An 18331-nucleotide genomic window follows, 5' to 3' on the forward strand; every position below is an offset into this window, starting at 1 on the left:
CAGTTGAAGTATTGGAGGTCCCCTGATTTTCAAGAGCGTGACCACACGAGTGATCGTCTTGTCGATCTGCCTGCTGGTATTCGGCATCGGGACCTTCGCCTTTCTCACCCTGCGACGTGAGCAGATGCAGCTCATCAATTCGGCCCGCGAGAGTACTTCCCTCCTGCTGAATACCATCGAGCGCAGCACCTACAACTCCATGCGCATCGGGAACACCGAGGACGTGCAGGTTATCCTCGAGATGGTGGGGCAAAGCGACAAGCTTGTCGGGGTGCGCATCTTCCACCCCCACGGCGTGGTGCTTAAGTCCTCCCTCCCCGGCGAGGTGGGGAAGCCGGTCGACGAGCGCGACTACAACCTCTTCCTGCACAACAAGAAGGAAGGGGTCTTCACCCTCGACGGCTACGGCGAGGTGCTGGGGATGGTGAAGCCGATCTACAACGACCGGCAGTGCAACACCTGTCACGGCGAGAAGAGCCGCATCATCGGCATCCTCAACGTGAACTATTCCCTCGTGGAGACGCGCCGGCGCATCGTGGAGCTCACCAAGCTCTTCGTACTCTCCACCGTCGCGATCATCGGATTCCTGTCGCTCGCGATCTCCCTCGTCATGCTGAAGTTCGTGAAGAAGCCGCTTCGCCTCATGAGCGCCAACATGGCGAAGGTCGAGGCGGGGGACCTCTCCGTGCGCGTGTCGTACGACCGGCAGGACGAGATAGGAAAGCTCCTCGGTTCCTTCAACTCCATGGTGGGGCGGCTGGACCGGGCGAAGAAAGAGCTGGAGACCTTCCATTTCCAGCAGATGGAGCGGGCGGACCGGCTTGCCTCCGTCGGCGAGATGGCGGCCGGCATCGCCCACGAGATCAAGAACCCCCTCACCGGAATCGCCGCGGCCATCACCGTGATGAAGGACGACTTCGAGCCGACCGACCCGCGCTTTTCCATCATCTCCGAGGTGCTGGAGCAGATCTCCCGGCTGGACAAGACGGTGAACGACCTCCTCTTCTTCGGGAAGCCCACCGCCTCGGAACCGGCCTGCACCGACATCAACGCGACGCTAAGAAAGATTCTCATCTTTGCCGGGCAGCACCGCGGCGGCAAAAACATAGAGAAGGTCCTGCACCTCGAGGAGAACCTCCCCCCTGTGTACGTCGACGCGAAGCAGATCCAGCAGGTATTCCTGAATCTCTTCCTGAACGCCGTGCAGGCGATGCAGCAGGGGGGGACCCTCACGGTGGAGAGCAGCATTGTTAAGGAAGCCGCGGGGGACATGGTGCGGATCCGCGTCGCGGACACCGGGCAGGGGATTCCGCCGCAGATCCTGGAGAAGATTTTTGTCCCCTTCTTCACCACGAAGGCGCAGGGGACAGGTCTTGGCCTTCCGATCAGCCACCGGCTGATCGAGCAAAACGGCGGCCGCCTCTCCGTACAGAGCGAGGACGGGAAGGGGACGACCTTTACCGTCGATCTCCCCGCCTGCTACCCCGGCGGCGAGGCAGGACCGTGGGGTGTCGCGGCAAGCGGCGCCACCGCCAGCGCCACCGTCCACACATGCGCCGTTTGAAACGCCGGCAGCAGTAACGTAAGAGCTATTTCCTCCAAGGAGCAGTCATGCGCAGAACGAAGATCATGGTGGTGGACGACGAGCATCTGATCCGCTGGTCGTTGGAGCAGAATCTTAAGAAGCAGGGGTACGAGGTATGTACCGCAGGGACCGGCGAGGATGCCCTGCGCCTGGCACGCGAGGAGCAGCCGGAGCTGGTGCTCCTCGACTTCCACCTTCCCGGGATCGACGGCCTGGAGGTGCTGCAGCGCCTGAAGGAGCTGGACGACGAGATCATCGTCATCATGGTCACCGCCCAGGGGGGGCTGGAGACCGCGGTGAACACCATGCGCCACGGCGCCTACGACTACATCAACAAGCCGTTCAACCTGGACGAGCTCGGGCTGGTGATCAGGAAGGCGCTCGACACCTCCGACCTGCGGCGCGAGGTGGTGCAGCTTCGAAGCGAGCACAAGAAGCTCGGGCCGCCGAAGATCATCGGCACCTCGAAGCACATGAAGAACGTCCTCGACATGATGGACAAGGTCGCCCGAAGCGACGCCTCCACCGTCCTGGTGCAGGGGGAATCGGGTACCGGCAAGGAGCTGGTGGCGAAGTATATCCACTTCCAGAGCAACCGCGCCGAGAAGCCGTTTGTGGCGATCAACTGCGCGGCGGTCCCTGCCACCCTTCTGGAGAGCGAGCTCTTCGGCCACGAGAAGGGGGCCTTCACCGACGCGAAAACCTCCAAGAAGGGTCTTTTCGAGCTCGCCGACGGCGGCACCGTCTTCCTCGACGAGATAGGCGATATGGAAGTGGGGATGCAGGCGAAGCTCCTGCGTTTCCTCGAGGACAGGAACTTCCGCCGCATCGGCGGGAGCAAGGTCATCCCGGTGGACGTGCGGATCATCTCCGCGACCAATAAGGATCTCCTGAAGGCGATCGAGGAGAAGACCTTCAGAAACGACCTGTACTATCGTCTTCAGGTCATTCCGATCTTCCTCCCGGCGCTTCGTGAGCGCAAGGAGGACATCCTGCAGCTGGCGAACCACTTCATCGACGTCTTTACGAAGGAGTTCAACAAGTCGATCAAGGGGATCTCCTCCATGGCGGAGAAGCTCCTGGTGGAGTACAGCTGGCCGGGGAACATCCGCGAGCTGAAGAACGTCATCGAGCGCGCCATTATCCTCGGCAATGACGAGAACCTGCTCCTGGAGAACCTGCCGCTGGAGATCGTGGCGCAGGCCTCCCAGGTGACGATGCCGATGGCGACCTTCAAGCTGCCGCCCGAGGGGATCGACATCGAAGAGGTGGAGAAGGAGCTCATCAAGCAGTCGCTGGAGATCACCGACTGGAACCAGTCGAAGGCTGCGAAGAAGCTCAATCTCGGCATCGACGCCTTCCGCTACCGCATGAAGAAGTTCGGATTCCTGAAGTAGCGCTGGAAGAGACGTAGAGGCAGAGAAAACAGAAAAGCAGAGGAAAGGGAGAAGTGCCCTTTTCTCTGCTTTTTTTATGTTCTTCCGAAACTTCCGCGCCGCACACTTTGTGTGCCATCAACGGGAATGCGACGCCCTCACGTTCCCCCCTTTGCGAAGGGGGGACAGGGGGGATTTGCTCTTTGTCGGCCCAGGCGAGACGTGGACCGCCGGGAACGCCTCCGGCTTATCCCGGCCTACATGGGCATGTCCACTGGCTATATCTTCACCAGGGTGTACTTCCTCGACCCCACCCCGATCTTCTCCGCGTGCTCCAGCTGCACCTCCCAGTCTATCTCCGGGTGCACGCCGCGGAACTTGTCCCCTCCCGGCTCGTGCCCTGTCGCCAGCGCGGTATTCTCATTGCCGCGCGCCTGATTCACCAGGTCCGCGCTCGCCTGGTCCGCCGCCACAGGATCCACGGAGGCGACTATCCCGATATCGTTCACGATAGGTGCATCGGCATGGCCGTAGCAGTCGCAGGCGGGGGAAACCTGTGTGATGAAGTTCAGAAAGAGGGTCTTTTCCCCCTTCCCGTGCACCGCCCCCTTCGCGTACTCCGCCATCTTGCGCATGACGAGGGATGCACTCTCGTTCCAGTTGATCCTGATCGCTTTCTTGTGGCAGGCGGTGATGCAGCGACCGCACCCGGCGCACTTCGCGGCGTCTATCGACATCCGCCCCTCCAGCACGATTATGGCATCGTGTGCGCACGACTTGCAGCACGCACCGCAGGCGTTGCAGACACTTTCGGCGATCTCCGGCGCGACGGTGGAGTGCTGCTGCAGCTTCCCGCTTCGACTTGAGCACCCCATCCCGAGGTTCTTCAGCGCCCCGCCGAAGCCGGTGAGCTCGTGGCACTTGAAGTGGCTGACCGCCACCAGGGCGTCCGCCTCCAGGATCTCCTCGCCGATACCCACCTTTTCAAGGATCTCCCCGTTTATCCGCACGTCGCGCGCGGTGTGGCCGCGCAGCCCGTCGCACATGATGAGGGGGGCGCCGACCACCGCGTAGGCAAAACCGTTCTCCACGGCGCAGGAAAGGGCGGATACCGCCTCCTTCCGCTCACCGGGATAGAGGGTGGAGGAGTCGGTCAGGAACGGGCGCGCCGCGCAGCGCTTGATCTCTTCCACCACGCGACGCACGAAGACGGGGCGCACGAAGGTGTGATTCCCCTTCTCGCCGAAGTGGACCTTCACCGCCACCAGGTCGCCCTGTGCCAGGCGCGACTCGATTCCTGCTTCGCGCATCAGTCTCCCGATCTTGTCAAAGAGGTTTTCGCGCACCCCTGCGCGCATGTCGGCGAAATACACCGTGCTGCTCATAGTCTCCTCCTCTTTCTGAGTGAATATCCTTCGCCGAAGTCACAATGCGGCGGTGACGGAATCCGGCTATACTTTAATCATGTATCCCTTGCTTTTAACGGAAAAAGCACTGTAACTTTTCCGTTTCGAAGCCAGAGTGGTACCACACAAACCCAGTGATTTCAACGTGCAACAAGTTTTTCTTGCGCTGTCGAATAGATATGTTATTTATTAAAAAATTTCGGGAGCTGGAAGGGAGCAGGGATGAAGGAGTGCGAAGAGCGTGAAATCTGGATCATGGGGCTCGGCAGCAAGACCGATCGGGGCGCCATCATCTGCAGCTATCTCGCCGAGGGGGGATACAGGGCACGGACGGCAAAGCCGTCGGAGGTTTCCGTCTGCGCTCCGCTGGCCATCCTTCTCGACGTCTCCCCCTTCTCGGAAGAAAGCTGGGATATCCTCCTGAAGATCAAGACGGACCCCCAGACGCGCGAGCTGCCGATCCTCCCGGTGTACCTCAGCGAGGACGGCAACATTGGTGGAGTATTCGCGGCTGCCGGGTACTTCTCTCTCCCGCTCGATTCGCAGTACCTCGTGAAGCGCCTGCGCGACATGGGGCTCACGGATGAATCGGAAGACTACGACCTGCAGGCGATGATCATTACGCCGCGTGGGGAGGAGCAACTGGAGCGCACCCTGGAGCGCCTGACCTTCGAGGTGGTGAATGCGTACACCGGGAAGGAAGCGGTGGCGCTCGGCACCATCATCCACCCCTACATGGTCTTCTGCTCCCTTCTCCTTGCGGACATGTCCGCCTTCGAGATCATGGAAAAGTTCCGCCTCTATCCGCAGACGCACAACATTCCCTTCTTCATCCTGCTGAAGGACACCCTGAGCGATGCCGACCGCCAGGCGCTGAGCCGCGCGGTGCAGCCTCTGGTGCGAAAGACCAGCATGACGCAGAAGGAGTTCCTCGCCTACTTCAAGAAGTCCCCTGACTAGAAACGACCCACTTCGACCCGCGCGCCCTCCGATCTGTTGCCTGTCGTATTGACAGGTCTCGTTGCGGTGTCCACCCCGCCAGGGAGTCGTTATGAACATCCGCACCCGCGCCAGGGGCGCCGTTATCTCGGCCGCCGCCTTCTTCCTTCTCTCCCTTCCCAGTCTTGCCTGGCCCTCCGAGGAGGGGTCCCGCGACATCCTCTGGCAAACGGTGAGCAACTGCCTCGATCCCACCGCCTTCGACTACTGCGGCACCTGCACGATACCTCTGGCGGAGATGAACTGTGCGAACCGAACGGGGTGCAGCAACAGCTTGGAGCTGTGGACGGAGTCGGAGCACTACGTCTCCTTCCGCGACCGGAAGATGTGCGACTGCCCCGGCGGCTTCGTGCACGGGCTGGCAGTCCCGCGTGCGCGCGTCATGGGGACGGAGGATCCGCGGCGCCCGAACGGGATCTGGAGCTTCGCCTGGGACGCGGCCCGCACCCGCATCGCGCAGGAGAAGGAAATCGCCCTCTATGTGAATCCTCCGTCAGCGCGGACTCAAGACCAGCTGCACGTGCATCTGGTTCGTCTGCGCCCTGATGCGCGTCAGCGGTTCACATCCATTACAGTAGCGCGCATAGCCAGTCTCGACGACGTCTGGAGCGCGGCCAGGAACTGCGCGACGGCGCAAGGACTCAGCGATTACGGTGTCCTCGTCACCACCCACCCCGATGGCGGCTTCCTCGTCGTCGTTGACCGCAAGAGCCCCAACAAGTACGCCCAGTCGACCTGCAAGTAGAGACCGCTCTCATGCCTACGTCTGAGTCGTTCCCAAGCTCCCAGCTTGGGGACGCAATTGCCCGCGAGGCTCGGCCTCGCCAATTGCGCCAGCGATTGCGTATCCGCTGATGCGGATGCAAAGCCGGAGCTTTGCAGGCAAGTGCGTTCCCAAGATGACCTTGGGAACGAGCGCAGCTCCAAAACAGAATCACCCTTTAGTATACAAAAACCATAGACTGTAATAAAAATATTCTTGACACTCCTCGTAGGCTTTCCCTATAGTTATAGCCGCATACTTTTATGCGGCTGCTGTAACAAAGGGAGAGGGCGACTATGCGAGTCTCACTGGTGGGCGGAATTGCCCGGCTGGAAAGGCATTATCTGCAGGAAGCAGAGAAGGCAGGGGTGGATCTGAAGATCTTCAACCGTCTGGAGGCGGGCCTCTCATCAAAGATTAGACATGCAGAGGCTGTTGTGCTATTTACCAGCAAGATTTCTCACAAGGCCCGCATGAAGGTGATGAGCGTGGCGCAGGCGAAGGATATCCCGGTGTTCATGTGCCACAACTGCGGCGTCTGCGCCTTACGGGACTGCCTCAACTGCGTGAAGAAGGGACTTGTAGAGGTCCACTAGATCCTGAAGAGCGAGGTCCTCTCGGGACCCAAAGCCATAGAGAGGTGGTCATGCTTACTGATGCACAGATCGAGCGCTACTCCCGTCACATCATCCTGAAGGGTGTAGGGGGGAAAGGGCAGAAGAAACTCCTGAGCGGAAAGGTGCTCATTATCGGCGCGGGGGGACTCGGCTCGCCGGCAGCGCTCTACCTTGCTGCGGCAGGGGTGGGGACTATCGGTATTGCCGACGCCGATGTGGTGGATGTCTCCAACCTGCAGCGCCAGATCATCCATCACACGAGCGATGTCGGGAAAGACAAGGTCCTCTCCGCCAGCGAGAAGATGACGGCAATAAACCCCGACGTGAACGTCATCACCCACAAGGCGTGGATCTGTGCGGAGAATATCGCCGAGATCATTGCCCCCTACGACTTCGTCATCGATGGCACCGACAACTTCGCCGCCAAATTCCTGATCAACGATGCCTGCGTCATGGGGGGGAAGCCCTTCTCCCACGGCGGCATCCTGCAGTTTCTGGGGCAAACGATGACGGTGACCCCGAAAAGCTCCGCCTGCTACCGCTGTCTTTTTCCAAAGGTGCCGCCCCGCGGCGCCATCCCCACCTGCGCCGAGGCAGGGGTGATCGGAGTTCTTCCCGGCATCATCGGGACCTTGCAGGCGACCGAAGCCATCAAGTTCCTTCTCGGGGTGGGGAGCTTGCTCACCAACGAGATGCTGATCTATGATGCCCTGGACAACGACTTCACCAAGGTCGATGTCGCACGAAGCGCTCATTGCCCCGTCTGCGGCGACAACCCCACCATCACGGAGCTCGTCGACGAGACGGACGCCATGAACGTCTGCGACCTCGAGCTCGGCGCCTGACGGTGAGTGAAGGGAAGCCTGCCATGACGCATACCTTCGACTTCGACACCGTCGTAGATCGCACCAAATCCTCCAGCCTCAAGTGGGACCGGTACCGTGGGCGCGACATCATCCCGCTCTGGGTGGCGGACATGGATTTTCCCGCTCCCCCACCTGTAGTCGAGGCGCTGCACGAGCGCATAAGCCACGGCGTCTTCGGCTACACGCTCGCCCCCGATGAGCTTGTGGAGGAGGTGTGCGCCTACCACCTGCGGGAGTACCGCTGGGAGATTTCCCCTGAGTGGCTCGTGTGGCTTCCGGGGCTCGTCACCGGCATCAACGTGGCATGCCGCGCCGTCGGCGCCGACGGCGACGATGTTGTGACCTTCACCCCGGTTTATCCCCCTTTTCTGACCTCCCCTCCCCTGTGCAACCGCGGCGTCGTGAAGGTGCCGCTGCACCTCTCGCGCGGCCGCTGGGGCTGGGAACCTGCGGAGCTGGAGCGCAGCATTACGCCGCGCACAACGCATCTTCTCCTTTGCTCGCCGCACAACCCGGTCGGGCGCGTGTGGACACGAGAAGAGCTCCTCCAGCTCGGCGACCTCGCGCAGCGCCACAACCTGGTCGTCTGCAGCGACGAGATCCACGCCGGGCTGATACTGGACGAGAACAAGGAGCACATCCCCTTCGCCACCCTGTCGCCGGAGCTCGCCAGGCGGACGATCACCCTGCAGGCGCCGAGCAAGACGTTCAACGTCCCCGGACTCGGCTGCTCCTTTGCCGTCATCTCCGACCCTTCCCTGCGCCGCCGCTTCTTGAGCGCCATGGGAAAGATCGTGCCGCACGTGAACACTCTCGGCTACACCGCCGCCCTCGCGTCCTACCGGCACGGGAAGGAATGGCAGCGGGCGCTTCTGGAGTACCTGAAGGGGAACCGCGACCTGGTGGAGGGCGAGGTGGCGACGATGCCGGGACTGGAGGTCACGCACGTTGAGGCAACGTATCTTGCCTGGATCGACACGCGCAGCGCCGGGATCAAGAATCCCGGGAGGTTTTTTGAGGAAGCAGGGGTGGGGCTCTCCGACGGAGCCGAGTTCGACTCCCCCGGCTTCGTAAGGCTCAATTTCGGCTGCTCAAGGGTGTTATTGAAGGAAGCGCTCCGGCGCATGCGCGCTGCGCTGGGGTGAAAGTCGGGCGCGAAGTTCTTTAGCAGAGGAGGCGTTTAACTCCTCTCCACTGCGTGTTTATTACAAAAGGCTCCCTCTCCGGGAGCCTTTGTCGTATCTAAAAAGAAAAATGACACCAAGACGTTTTTTAGTTTTTCATCAAAAACTAAAATAAGGCTAGGTCTTATTTCAGTTTTACCTGAATTGAAAATGGGCGTGGCCGTCTGGGCATGCGTAAAGCGGTCTCGAATTGACGCGTTGGCGGGGGAGCCGTGATGCTGCGGGATGCTGCTGCGACTACCACTGCAACTTTTCCTAATGGTCGTGTGCTCAACGGGATCCGCATCTATTAGTGATTCGTTTAATACTAATAAGCGACTATATCTTCACCGTCTTATATAAGAAATTCTTGAAGCGGAAGAAGCGCTTCTTTTCCTCCTCGTCCTCCTGCACGTCCCCCGTCACCGCCTTCAGGGCCCTCGCGATGTCGGGCATCCCTTTTCCTGTCGCCGCGCGGGTTTTCTCCACTACGAGACGCACCACGTCCCTCGAAATGTGGCTCTTGGAGTACGGCTCGTACACCGCCTCCCAGAAGTCGCTCCCGTCGTTGATCCTGTCCATGATGCCGACCGCCAGTTCCTCGGTTAGCCGCTCGGCGGGTGAGCCGTTCTCCCGCAGCCCTGCCCGCAGCGCACGCGCTACGTCCTCGCCTGTCACGTACTTTCCGCTGCGGAAAAAGAGCGCCCTCAGAAGGATGCTGCGCAGTTCGCGGATGTTCCCCTGGTAGTTGTGATGCACCAGCGCTTCCTTTGCCTCGCGCGAGAGCACCGGCGGCTCCAGCGGCTCCTCCTCGCTGCGGTAGGTGCGGTACAGCTTGCCGAGAAAGTGGGTGGCGAGGTCAGGAATGTCCTCGCGGCGCTCGTTGAGCGACGGCACCGTCACCGACAGCTCCGAGAGGCGGTGGTACAGGTCCTCCCGGAAATTCCCGAGCCGGATCTCCTTCTGCAGGTCCTTGTTGGTGGCGGCGACCAGGAGCACCTTGGAGAAGCGTTCCCTGTTTTCCCCCAGCCGCACGAAGCCGCCGTTGTCCAGAAAGCGCAGGAGCTGCACCTGCGTCTTCGGGTCGGCGTCGCCGATCTCATCGAGAAAGACGACTCCGCCGGACGCCTCCTCGAGTATTCCCTTCCTGTCGCTGTAGGCGCCGGTGAAGGCCCCCTTGGTGTGGCCGAAGAGCTCGGAGTAGGTGAGGTCTCCGCTGTAGGCGGCGATGTTCGTCTTTTTCACCGGCAGCTCGGTCCCTGCCCCGGTCTGCTGCCGGTACAGCTCGTCGAGCTTGTTGTACAGGTTGTTGAAGAAGAATTCCTTCCCCGCGCCGGTCTGCCCGAGGACGAGGATGGAGGGGAGCCCGATGGTCGCTTCCCGCACTGCGGTCTTGTTCCAGAAGAGGATCCTGTTGGAGAAGGGGCGCGCCACCGTGTTGATGAACTCCACGATCTCCTGCGCCTTGCGGCTGTTTCCGATTATGTTTCCCAGCCGGTAGGAAGAGACCTGCGGGTCCTTGTAGGCCACGTCGCTGTGCAGGCGGGTGACTTCGCTCTGCAGCCGGTCGATGCGCTGGATGTCCGAGATGTGGCGCGAGGTAAGCCGGTCGATGATCTGCAGTATCCGCTTGTGCTCTTCGGTGAAGTACCCGGCCTGGACGGAGTTTAGGCAGATGACGGCGATGACCTCATCGTCGCTTATGACGGGGACGGCGATCTCGCTCCTGATGATCCCGCTGACGGGGCGATGGAAGCCGCCGGTCTCGGCGTCGTCGGCGACGTTGTTGAGGATGCGCGGCTGCTTCGACCAGGCCACGTAGCCGGTGAGGCTGCGCTCCTCCGGCGTGAGCTCGGGCCCTCCGATCTTGAAGGGGGGAATGATCTTCTTGATCCACTCCTTGTTTTTTGCGCCGATGAGGGATCCGTCATCCCCCTCCACGACGACCCACTTCTCCCCCTGCCGCTCCTCGACGATGGCGATACTCCCCGTATCCGCCCCGATGAGCTCGGTGGCCTTGGAGAGGACTTTCGTGAGGAAGGGGTGCAGTCCCTCGTTTCGTTCCTGGAGAAGGTCCGTGATCTCGGAGAGCACCTTGATTTCCAGGTGCTCGCCGCCGACCTCGCTGATGACCCGCTCCGCCATCTCCGCGTGGGTCTGCAACAGCCCCATCTCGAAATCGGAAAAGCGGCTCATCTGGCGGGTGAAGTAGTTGACGAGGCAATTGAGCTTCCGCGTCTTCGGGTCGTAGCGCGGCACCATGTACAGGGAGCGCAGCGACATCTTCTCGGTGATGGCGCGCTTTTGCAGGTGCTCCTCCAGGAGATCCTCGATGAAGAGGGGCTGCAGCAGGCGGTCGTCGGAGATGACCCCGTTTTCGGAGACGTAGCGGGAGATAAGGGAGCTCCCCTGCTTCAGGTTGATCCCCTTTTCGCTGTCGTACAGCGCCTTTATCTTCGCGTCCTCGGCGTGGCTCGCCAGGACCTCCATCCCCCCCGGCACCGGCACGAGGACCGAGGCGAGGTCGAGCCGGTCGATGAGGCGCACCGCGGAGCGCACCATGAAGCCGGCGGCTTCCTTCTTCTTGTACAGCTCGACGCGGCGGGCCAGGAGGAGCTGCTGGTGGTACTTGCGCGCCTGGTCCAGTTGTTCCCCAGCCTGTGCCAGGAAGTGGGTCAGGAAGTTGATCACGCTCCCCGATACCGGCTCACCATCGAGGCAGACGACGCCGATGGGGTTGCCGAGGCTGGAAAGGGGGAGGAGCGTCATGCCATCTATCTCGAAGCGGCTGGAGAAGTCCTTGTCGAGCGGGAGGCCGGTCTGCGCGGGGTTGTGGAAGATGTTCACCTTTTGTGTCTTGTAGGTGAGAGAGACGGCGGCTTCGGTGGAGATGATGGGGAAGGTGATCTCTTTCGTCTCCGCGGCGAAGGCGCCGCAGGAGTAGGCGCAGGAGAGGGCGCCGCGGGTGAGGTCCTCGAGGTAGATCCGGACCCTCTCCAGCGACGATATGATCCGTGCCCCTTCACCGACGAGGTGGAGCATTTCGTCGAGGTTCTCTTTGCCAAACGAGGCGATGCGGGCGCCGATCCGCGCCAGCTGTTCATTGGTGGGTGCCATGAGTGTCCTTTGAGTACATTTTGTACACTGGACACTTTAGAGAGAATGGGGGGAGGTGTCAAGGGAAAGGGCGGACAGGTCGGACAGGTCGGACAGACAGCGCGGTTCGCCGGCTAGTTCAGCCCCTTGCGGATCTGGTACAGGTCCTCCATGTCCAGGCCGTTCAGCTCGAAGAACTCGCGCTCGAGCTCCTCGATGTAGAAGCGATCCAGCCCGGAGTTCTCCAGGAAGTCCTCCCTGAGGGAGCAGTCCTTCTCCGCGATGACGCGCGGCAGAAGGTTGTGAATGTACACCGCCTCCTTCTTGATGGCGAGAATCGTCTCCTGGAAGAGATGCTCCGGGATCTCCCCGTCCAGCAGATTCTTGTGCTTCAGGTCCTCGGCAACCTCGCGCTTCAGTGCTTCCTGGTCGGCCTTCGAGGAGTAGCGGGAGTAGAAGTTCCTGATCCGGTCCTTCACGTGCTCCAGGAGGATGATGTGCAGCCGCTCGTCCCCGTCGATCTTCAGGAGCTGCTCCAGAAGTTCCCGGATGGTGAGCCGGTTCTCCTCGATCAGTTTCAGCCCCTCGATGAGGTGAGTCACCTTCTTCCTGCCGTAGATCCCCAGGTACTTGTTCTCCAGTATCCCGGAGATGAAGAGTCGGGTGAAAAGGCCGGGCGCGAGGAGGTCAAAGGCGCTCTTGTTCCCGAGCAGACTGCGGATCATCTCCTCGGAGATCTTTATGTTCTCCATGAAGGCGAGCCTGCTGATCGCGGAAGAGGTGGCGTCGTAGCGGTCGAAGTAGGTGATGATGTAGGAGTATCCCTCCAGCAGCGAGATATCCGCGCCGTCCCGGATCTTCTCGTCGCACGCCTTGCTCGCGTCCAGCAGCATCTCCTCGAAGGCGTGGTCGCGGTTTTCCGCCGCCTGCTTCTTTGCCAGGAGGAGCTTTACCATGTCCTCGGCGTTGATGACGCTCTCGATCTGGTGCTCGGTGAGGAACATCCCCTCGAGGATCTCTCTCGTCTCAGAGATGTAGCCGCTCTCCTCCTGGTGCTCCAGCTTCTTGTCCTTCTTGAGCATCTCGTCCAGGGTGTAGAAGAGCGCCCCGGGGATCTTGTTGCGCACCGAGAGGGTCTTCAGGCGCGTGAGCCGCGCGTTCTCCAGCTTGTTGATCTCCCCCTTGCGGTTGCAACTTATCAGTATGTTCTTGTACTCGTCGACGATGCGCCGGTTGTCCGGGTGCTTGTACATGACGTCGATGCGGATCCTCTCCTGCTGGTACCGGTCGATGCCGTGCCGCTCCGCGAGTTCCGCCAGGGTGTGGAACTCCGTCTCCGTGATCTTCTTGTTGCGGAAGTAGAGCGCCCGGAACGCCTCGCTGTACTCGCGGTGCTTCGTGTGCACGAGCTTGAAGAGGAAGAGGTGCGCGGAGGGGTCGTCGAGGATGCTCAGGATCTGGCCTATGATCCCGTTTTCGTCTTCCATCCCCACTGCGTCGGAGCGCTTCAGCGTCTTGCCGAGGATCTTTACCAGGTGCTCCTGCTGGTCGCGCAGCGCTCCGGAGAAGTCGGAGGCGGTGATGGCAAAGAAGTAGTTGCACACGGCGTTGCCGTCGAAGAAGATCTTGTCGAAGGAAAGGGTTCCATCTGTGCGGTCGCTGAAGCGCAGCGCCCCCTCTCTCTTGTCGTAGTGGGTGCCGTACACCACCAGGCGGTTCGACACCTCCTCCTTGGCGAGGTCGGCGATCGGCTGGTCCACGCCGAACATGTACTCGCAGAAGGAGCCGCCATTGCCGAGGTGGCTGATGCCGTCCCTGCCGATGATAAATTCATTTCCGGGGGAGAAGAAGCGGATGTGGTCGGAGTCGGCGAGGTCTGTGTTGAAGAAGTAGCGGTTGTACGCTTCGGTGCCGGCGGCGATGGCGTAGTATTCGATCTTGTCGTTGGCGTAGCCGTGCAGGCGTATGTCCCTGAACATCATGTCCTTTCCGCATTGGGGGAGCGACTCCGCCCTGGCCTCGGCGAGCGTCCTCACAGCTCGAACACCATGCCGTCGTAGGCGAACTCCACCCCTTCGGGGAGTCTCTCGCCGTCCTCGTGTGCCACCTCATGGGTGAGATGGGTAAGGACCGTGCGGCGGGGGGCAAGCTGGTGGGCGATGTGCAGCGCGCCTTCGATGTTGAAGTGATTCGGGTGCGGCGAGTAGCGCAGCGCGTCAATAATGAGAAGCTCCAGACCCTGGAGGAGGGGGAGGGAGCGCTCGGGGATGGCGCTGCAGTCGGTCAAGTAGGCGGCGTCGCCGAAGCGGTAGCCGGTGGCTTCGTGCTTTCCGTGCATGATCGGGACCGGCGTGACGGTGCGGCCGAAAAGCTCGAAAGGTCCGTCTATGGTGATGGGAGAGAGAAGGGGGGAATACCCTTCCGTGTTCTTCCCTTCGAAGATGTAGGCGAAGTTGCCGGATACCTGTGCGAGGGTGAGGGGGCTGCCGTAGCAGGGGATGACCCGGCGGTGGATGAAATGAAAGCCGCGCAGGTCGTCTATTCCATGAATGTGGTCGGCGTGGCTGTGGGTGAGGAGGAGCGCGTCTACGTGCGGGACCTGCTCGCGCAGCACCTGTCTGCGCAAATCGGTGCAGGCGTCGACCAGGATGTAGCGACCATCCCACTGTACCAGGAGAGAAGCGCGTGTTCTTTTGTCACGAGGGTCGCTGGAACTGCAGACCCGGCAGCGGCAGCCGACCATGGGAACTCCGGTCGAGGTGCCAGAACCGAGAATGGTCATTTTCATGGAGGGTACCTCAGGGACCGTAAACTAGCATGATTGGCACCTTGAGGCAAGGGCTTTGTCCCTTGCCTCGCGCACACTTTGAGGCTACCATATGGGTGCCCCGGAGGCCATCAGACGACTGCACCGGCGCAGCTGATGTGTGGTCGCAATCGTTAAGGAGAGGTTGTCACAGTATGCGTATCGCCCTTGTCGCCCCCAACTATTTCCCCCCTGAAAGCGGCAATGCCGTCACCGTCCGGCGCATCGAGCGCTCGCTTGCCACACTCGGCTGCGAGGTGCAGGTCTTCCCCACCGACTACCTGGCGCCGGAGGCGCTTCTTCGATCCCTGCAGCGCTTCGGACCGCAGCTTCTCCATGCCTTTCACGGCTACAGCGGCGGGCGGGTCGCCCATGCCCTCTCCGCGGAAACCGGGATCCCCTACCTGATCACCCTCACCGGGAGCGACATCTACCAGGCGCTGGAGGATCAGCGCAGCCTGGAGATCCACTCCCTCCTGCGGGGCGCGAAACGTCTCGTCGCCTTCCACGGCAGCATAAAGCAGCGTCTCGCGGTGCACATGCCGACCCTGCAGGAGCATACGGTGGTCATCGCGCAGGGTGTGGCGGTCCCGCCTCTAACGGCGGAGCCGTCGCCGGCGGACGAGTTTATCTTCCTCCTTCCTGCCGGGGTGCGCCCGGTCAAGAACCTCCTTTTCCCCCTCGAGCCTCTCCAGGAAGTGTACGAGAAGCATCCGGAGGTGCGGTTGCGCATCGTGGGACCGATTCGGGATACCGCGTATGCCGCCGAGGTCATGGACGCGCTGGAGGCGCACCCCTTCGCCCGCTACCTCGGCGCGGTCCGTCACGACCAGATGGCCGAGCTGTACCGGAAGTGCCACGTGGTGCTCAACACTTCGCTCTTCGAGGGGGGGATGGCCAACAGCGTCCTCGAGGCGCTGGCGCACGGCAGGGCGGTGCTGGCTTCCGATGTGGAAGGGAACCGTTCGATCGTGAAGGAAGGGGTAACGGGACTTCTCTTCAGGGATGCGGAGGAGTTCGTGCTGAAGGCCGAGCGGATCATGAGCGACCACCACCTGCGGGGGAGGCTCGCCAAAAACGGGAGGGCGGAGGTGGAGGAAAAATACTCGCCGGAGGCGGAAGGGCGGGGGTACCTGCAGCTCTACCGGGAGATAGTCGCGGAGTGCGGCGAGGGAGCCGGCACAGCCGCATATGGCGACGCGCATCACCTGTAGCTGGTGCGGAAATGTCGGTGATGGAAGAATCGATGTAGGCCGGGATAAGCCGGCAGGCGTTCCCGGCAGTCCACCACGGACGCAACCGCCATCAGCAAATGCCGGAAACGCTACGCTTATTCCGGCCTACGAGTCAGCCCCCCCGCCGCCGGGCGCCGTCAGGAAAGAGGCGCCGCCTCCGCCCCATCCCCCTCGTACTCCTCGAGGTATTGCTGCGATGGTGAGATCAGCTCCGGCGCAGCGTCCTCCTGCACATCCTTGAGCCTCTTCTCTATCGCCCGCGATCTGCGGGCCGCCGAATCGATGCTGTTTCCCGCTTCCTCCAGCTTCTTCTTCGTCTTCTCCAGTATCGCCCCGAACGAGCCGAACTCGGTCTTCACGCTCCCCAGAAGGCGCCACACCTCGCTGGAGCGCTTCTCGATGGTGAGGGTGCGAAAGCCCATCTGCAGGCTGTTCAGGAGTGCCGCGAGCGTGGTGGGTCCGGTGATGATGACCCGGAACTTGCGCTGCAGGAGCTCGAAGAGCCCGGCGCGGCAGAGCACCTCGGCGTAGAGCCCCTCCGTGGGAAGAAACATTATGGCGAAATCGGTGGTGTGGGGCGGGTCGAGATACTTGTCGCGGATCAGCCGCGCCATCTCCCGTACCGTCTTTTCCAGCTGCTTCTGCACCTCTTCGACCAGCGCCGGATCACCCGCCTCGCGCGCCTCCACGAGCCTCAGGTAGTCCTCCTGGGGGAACTTGGCGTCCAGCGGAAGGAAGACCTCCTGCTCGCCGTGGCCAGGGAGGCGCAGCGCGAACTCCACGCGCGCGCTCGAACCCCTTCTGGTGGCGACGTTGCAGGAGTACTGCGCGGGGGTGAGGATCTGCTCCAGCAGGGTACCGAGCTGGATTTCCCCCATGGTGCCGCGCGTCTTCACGTTGCTCAGCACCCGCTTCAGGTCCCCCACCCCGGCCGCCAGATTGCGCATCTCGCCCAGCCCCTTGTGAACCAGCTCCAGACGCTCGCTCACCAGCCTGAACGACTCGCCAAGGCGCTTCTCCAGCGTCTGGTGCAGCTTCTCGTCGACGACCGCGCGCATCTGCTCCAGTTTCTTCCCGTTATCCTCCTGGAGCCATTTGAGGCGCAGTTCCACCGTTTCCCGCAGCTTCTCCAGCCGCTGCTCGTTTCCGGCGGAGAGCCCGGCGATGTGCTGGGTTACCCCTTCCAACTGCCCTTTCTGCATGGTGGCGATCTCCACCATCCTTTTCTGCAGCGAATCCCCGAAAAGGCGCATGGTGCCGGAGAGCTCCTCCCGGTTCCTGCCGAGTTCCCCCTGGAAAGTGCGCTCCAGTCGCTCCAGCGATCGCTCTAAGGCATCGAGGCGCCCGCGCTCCAGGGCGCTGCGGCGTATGGTGAGGAGGCAGAGGAGGGCGACGATGAGGGTGGCGCAGAGGAGAATCAGAGAGACGATTTCAAATGGAGACATGAAGGGTGCTTTCCATTATCAGGGGTAGAGGTAAAGACGACCTGTTGAGCCAAGGGTGGTGACAAGAGATGCCGCGCCCCCCCCCGCTCAGCCTGGCATCTTCTCCCTCACAGAGTGCAGAAACTCCACCAGTGCGGCGTTGAATTCCTCCGGCTGTTCCAGGTTCGCCATGTGCCCGGCCCGGGGAATCACGCGGCTCGTGCAGCGCCGCAACCCTTTCGCGAAGAGCTCTGCCGCTTCGGGGGCGCCGGCGCGGTCTTCGGCGCCGGTCACCACCAGCGCAGGGGGGTGGAAGGTGGGGAGAAGCGGTGTGTAGTCTTTCCTGTCCCTCATGGAGAGAAGCCCCCCGGCGAGCCCTTTCGGGCTGGTGCCGCGCATCCAGGCGGTAACCTGTGCCACCAGCTGCGGATTTGTCTGGATCGTGTCGGGAGCGAAGAGGAGCTCGGCGAAGATCTTTATGATCGGATTTACCCCCAGCCGCTCAGCTTCGGCCGCGAGAGCCGTCCTGCGGGCGCGCCCGGCTTCGTCCTCTGCGGTGCTCCTCGTGACGATGAAGGCAGCGGCTGCGACCCGCTCCTGGTAGCGCTCCAGGAGGTTCAGGAGGATGTAGCCACCCATGGACATCCCCGCAACGACCGCGCGCTCGATCTTCAGGGCATCGAGCAGCGCGACGAGATCGTCGGCGAAGCGGTCCATGCTGTACCCCCCTTCCGGCGCGTCGCTCTCGCCGAAGCCGCGCAGGTCCGGAGCGATGACGCGGTAGCCGGCGCGGGAGAGGGCCTCCAGCTGCGGCTGCCACATGGTCCGGTTCAGCGGAAAACCGTGGATGAGGAGGACGGCGGGACCTGCGCCGCGGTCGTCATAGGCGATTTTTATATCGTTGAGGGTGATCTCCATCGGTCACCTCCTGGGGGACTATAATAAAATTAGCGCGCGGTAACGGGCGGTCGTCAAAGGGGTAACCATATCACATC

General features: G+C 61.8%; 14 protein-coding genes. 8 read left to right on the forward strand and 6 right to left on the reverse strand.

Features of this window, described 5'->3' with window-relative positions; genetic code table 11:
* The first annotated feature begins 22 nt into the window (after positions 1 to 22).
* Complete coding sequence (locus LPW11_RS10465; protein ID WP_230998274.1) at positions 23 to 1564, forward strand: sensor histidine kinase; 1542 nt, start codon at positions 23 to 25, stop codon at positions 1562 to 1564.
* A 47-nt stretch (positions 1565 to 1611) separates the two neighbouring features.
* Entirely contained in the window at positions 1612 to 2982 is a 1371-nt protein-coding gene (locus tag LPW11_RS10470; protein WP_230998069.1) for a sigma-54-dependent transcriptional regulator, read from the forward strand.
* A gap of 257 nt (positions 2983 to 3239) precedes the next feature.
* Here LPW11_RS10470 and LPW11_RS10475 read toward each other — a convergent pair whose 3' ends face one another.
* Positions 3240 to 4346 carry a DUF362 domain-containing protein gene (locus LPW11_RS10475; RefSeq protein WP_230998070.1) on the reverse strand — a complete coding sequence of 369 codons (1107 nt, stop codon included), beginning with the start codon at positions 4344 to 4346 and terminating at the stop codon, positions 3240 to 3242.
* A gap of 243 nt (positions 4347 to 4589) precedes the next feature.
* On the opposite strand from LPW11_RS10475, the gene LPW11_RS10480 reads away from it, so the two are divergent.
* The 5 genes from LPW11_RS10480 (at position 4590) to LPW11_RS10500 (ending at position 8757) form a co-directional block, all read left to right on the forward strand.
* Positions 4590 to 5327 carry a response regulator gene (locus LPW11_RS10480; RefSeq protein ID WP_230998071.1) on the forward strand — a complete coding sequence of 246 codons (738 nt, stop codon included), beginning with the start codon at positions 4590 to 4592 and terminating at the stop codon, positions 5325 to 5327.
* Between the two features lie 91 nt (positions 5328 to 5418).
* On the forward strand, positions 5419 to 6111 hold the full coding sequence (locus LPW11_RS10485; protein ID WP_230998072.1) for a CDP-diacylglycerol diphosphatase: 693 nt from the start codon (positions 5419 to 5421) through the stop codon (positions 6109 to 6111).
* A gap of 314 nt (positions 6112 to 6425) precedes the next feature.
* A complete protein-coding gene (locus tag LPW11_RS10490) occupies positions 6426 to 6725 on the forward strand; it encodes a DUF2325 domain-containing protein (protein WP_230998073.1) in 300 nt (99 codons plus the stop codon).
* 50 nt (positions 6726 to 6775) lie between these two features.
* The gene (locus LPW11_RS10495) at positions 6776 to 7591 is read left to right on the forward strand and encodes a HesA/MoeB/ThiF family protein (RefSeq protein WP_230998074.1); all 816 of its coding nucleotides are present in this window, start codon (positions 6776 to 6778) and stop codon (positions 7589 to 7591) included.
* A gap of 23 nt (positions 7592 to 7614) precedes the next feature.
* Complete coding sequence (locus LPW11_RS10500) at positions 7615 to 8757, forward strand: MalY/PatB family protein (protein ID WP_230998075.1); 1143 nt, start codon at positions 7615 to 7617, stop codon at positions 8755 to 8757.
* A 357-nt stretch (positions 8758 to 9114) separates the two neighbouring features.
* On the opposite strand, the gene LPW11_RS10505 is transcribed toward LPW11_RS10500, so the two are convergent.
* From LPW11_RS10505 to LPW11_RS10515, 3 genes are all read right to left on the reverse strand, one after another.
* The gene (locus LPW11_RS10505; protein WP_230998076.1) at positions 9115 to 11892 is read right to left on the reverse strand and encodes a GPMC system transcriptional regulator; all 2778 of its coding nucleotides are present in this window, start codon (positions 11890 to 11892) and stop codon (positions 9115 to 9117) included.
* A gap of 113 nt (positions 11893 to 12005) precedes the next feature.
* Complete coding sequence (locus tag LPW11_RS10510) at positions 12006 to 13850, reverse strand: TIGR04442 family protein (protein WP_230998077.1); 1845 nt, start codon at positions 13848 to 13850, stop codon at positions 12006 to 12008.
* Positions 13851 to 13903: 53 nt separating this feature from the next.
* The gene (locus LPW11_RS10515) at positions 13904 to 14659 is read right to left on the reverse strand and encodes a GPMC system MBL fold metallohydrolase (RefSeq protein ID WP_230998078.1); all 756 of its coding nucleotides are present in this window, start codon (positions 14657 to 14659) and stop codon (positions 13904 to 13906) included.
* Between the two features lie 173 nt (positions 14660 to 14832).
* Here LPW11_RS10515 and LPW11_RS10520 point away from each other — a divergent pair, with 173 nt between their 5' ends.
* Positions 14833 to 15891 carry a GPMC system family 4 glycosyltransferase gene (locus LPW11_RS10520; protein WP_230998079.1) on the forward strand — a complete coding sequence of 353 codons (1059 nt, stop codon included), beginning with the start codon at positions 14833 to 14835 and terminating at the stop codon, positions 15889 to 15891.
* 158 nt (positions 15892 to 16049) lie between these two features.
* Here LPW11_RS10520 and LPW11_RS10525 read toward each other — a convergent pair whose 3' ends face one another.
* Both LPW11_RS10525 and LPW11_RS10530 read right to left on the reverse strand, forming a co-directional pair.
* Positions 16050 to 17357 (reverse strand): DNA recombination protein RmuC, encoded by a 1308-nt coding sequence (locus LPW11_RS10525; protein WP_230998080.1) that lies wholly within the window; start codon positions 17355 to 17357, stop codon positions 16050 to 16052.
* Positions 17358 to 17444: 87 nt separating this feature from the next.
* Positions 17445 to 18254, reverse strand: coding sequence for an alpha/beta fold hydrolase (locus LPW11_RS10530; RefSeq protein WP_230998081.1), 810 nt, complete (start codon positions 18252 to 18254; stop codon positions 17445 to 17447).
* Between the last annotated feature and the right edge of the window lie 77 nt (positions 18255 to 18331).

The organism is Geomonas sp. RF6, from assembly GCF_021044625.1.
In the GTDB taxonomy this organism is placed as follows: domain Bacteria; phylum Desulfobacterota; class Desulfuromonadia; order Geobacterales; family Geobacteraceae; genus RF6.